3 protein-coding genes are annotated in these 2,283 nt (G+C 60.3%); all 3 read right to left on the bottom strand.

Annotated features, from left to right (window positions below; genetic code table 11):
- The coding region (locus tag AC0AP0_RS12275; RefSeq protein ID WP_490430685.1) for a siderophore-interacting protein at positions 1–753 on the bottom strand (753 nt) is incomplete at its 3' end.
- A 152-nt stretch (positions 754–905) separates the two neighbouring features.
- Positions 906–1,805 (bottom strand): ABC transporter ATP-binding protein, encoded by a 900-nt coding sequence (locus AC0AP0_RS12280; RefSeq protein ID WP_490430686.1) that lies wholly within the window; start codon positions 1,803–1,805, stop codon positions 906–908.
- 5 nt (positions 1,806–1,810) lie between these two features.
- On the bottom strand, positions 1,811–2,283 hold a 473-nt coding region (locus AC0AP0_RS12285; RefSeq protein WP_490430687.1), incomplete at its 5' end, for an iron chelate uptake ABC transporter family permease subunit.

The raw sequence follows: 2,283 nt of genomic DNA on the forward strand, positions 1-2,283 counted from the left end.
TTCCTTGGAAGATTCAGCGGCTGCGGCCGTAGGCGAATGGATCGGCAGGTCCTCCAACAGGTTACGCATGGCTTCGACGAGGGCGTGCCCATGTCCGGATTCGTCGCAGGTCGTCCAGATGACGCGGATTCCTTCGAGTTCGGGCAGTGGAAGACGATCCTCTTCGATAGGTACTTCAATCAATGCCACCCCGTCGCCCTGCCAGTGGTCGCGGATCAGACTGTCCATTATGGCGGCGATGGCTGGTACTGCTGTCTCATCGCCCACCAGGAGAAGATGTCTGGACTGACCCGGGTGAAAGTCCATCCCTGCGACCGGTCCTCCGACCTGCGCATTGGGGCCGATGATGATGGCCTGGTCGCCAGGTTTTGCAGCCTCTGCAAAGGCTCCAGCAGGTCCGGCATGATCGTGGATGACGAAGTCCACATCTATTTGCTCGCTCTCGGGCCTGACCTTGCGAACCGTATAGGTGCGCAGAGGATTGCGGCTCTCTGCGGGCAGGGCTTTCCACTGTTGGTACCATGCAAGCGGATCCTCAGGGGTCGCCTCAAAGAAGGAAGGGGGTGGCACGGATCCGTCGGGGAGAGGCAGGAGGATTTTGATTCGCTCATCGTAGCCAGCGTCTGCAAAAATCTTCAGATCAGCTCCCTGGAAGACGATCCGTTTGAAGTGGGGCGAGAGCGTTTCCGCTCTGGTTACTGAGACGCGGAAGGGAATCAAGGGTACAGGATGATTGTTGGCTTGGCGTTCCATGTCTGGCTCTCTTTCGGTTCAGGTCTATGGGTGGACTTTGGTTTTGGGTTGTCATCGTTCAGGTTGTAGCGGTTTGAGGCTTTGTGGCTTGAGACTTTGCGGTTAGGGACGTCGGGGTAAGCGATGTGGGGAGCAGGGCGAGAGGTTTTACATCATTGGACTATCTGGTGTCGTCCTGCCGAGTCATCCCAGTGTACGTGTACATCACAAGCCCCGCCAGAGTGGGCTTGAAGACTATGGAGGGGTGCCGGGGTCATCAAGGGGGCGCCGGTGGACCCATCGGTCACCACGGTGGATGCGATGTCGAATACCTCTCTGATCAGGTTCTCGGTCATGACCTCGTCGGGAGCGCCCAGGGCGGCCATTCGGCCATCCTTGATGGCCAAGATCCAATCCGAGTATCTGGCGGCCATGTTCAGGTCGTGAAGGACCATGACCACCGTGACGCCCTCCTGTCTGTTCAGGGTGCTCAGCAGGTCGAGCACCTCAATCTGGTAGGCGATGTCCAGGTAAGTGGTCGGCTCGTCAAGCAGGAGTATGTCGGTCTGCTGGGCAAGGGTCAGGGCGATCCAGGCGCGTTGGCGCTGGCCTCCGGACAGGCGGTCGATTGGGCACCCCGCCATGTCGATCAGTCCGGTCAGGGCGAGGGCTCGTTCCACCGCCTTTTCGTCCTTCGTCGTCCACCTCTCGACGAAGTGGTGGTGGGGGTATCGGCCGCGGGCAACCAGGTCGGCAATAGTAATGCCAGCGGGGGCTGAGGGGTTCTGCGGCAGCAGCCCCAGAATCGTCGCCACCTTGCGGGTGGGCATGCTGGTGATGGATTCTCCGTCCAGCATGACGGCCCCCGACGCCGGTTTCAGAATCCTGGCCATGGCCTTGAGAAAGGTCGACTTCCCGCACCCGTTGGGTCCGATGATGGATCCCATCGTGTGTGGAGGTATATCAAGACTCAGGTCCTCAATGACCGTATGCCCGCCATAGGTGAGGCGCAGGTGCGAGGCGGACAGCCTGTGTGCGCTGCTCCAGGAGTCGACTGACGGGGGTGATGTCATGATGTTCAGAGCTCCTGTCTGCGGGTCATGAGGACCATGATTAGGATGAGGACGGGTCCGCCCACAATGCTGGTGATGATGCCGACCGGCACCTGGGTCGTGGGCAGATGTTGGGCGACGATGTCCGACCCCAGAACCAGGCAACCCCCTACCAGGCCTGACTGGATAAGGGCTGATGCTCCCCGGCCGATCAGGACCGTGGCGATGGGGCCGGAGAGGAACGAAACGAAGGAGATGGGACCGGTGGTTGCCGTCGCGACGGACAGGAGCAGCACGCCTACGATAATTACCTGAAACTGAACACGACTTACCCTGACGCCCAGTCCTGCGGCCATCTCCTGCCCTAGTTGCAGGGTGCTGACATTCCTGTCGAGTGCCAACAGGAGCATGGCGCCGAACAGGGTTGTTGTTGCCAGTATCGGCAGATCGGTCCACTGGGCATCGGCCAGGCTGCCCGTCAGCCATCTGGTCGCAGCCT

The organism is Bifidobacterium sp. POST2/T3 (B1) (assembly GCF_058197115.1).

Bases quoted from the DNA above. Each gene is read 5' to 3' on its own strand.
- AC0AP0_RS12280 (WP_490430686.1), bottom strand. From the start codon at position 1,805: ATGACATCACCCCCGTCAGTCGACTCCTGGAGCAGCGCACACAGGCTG.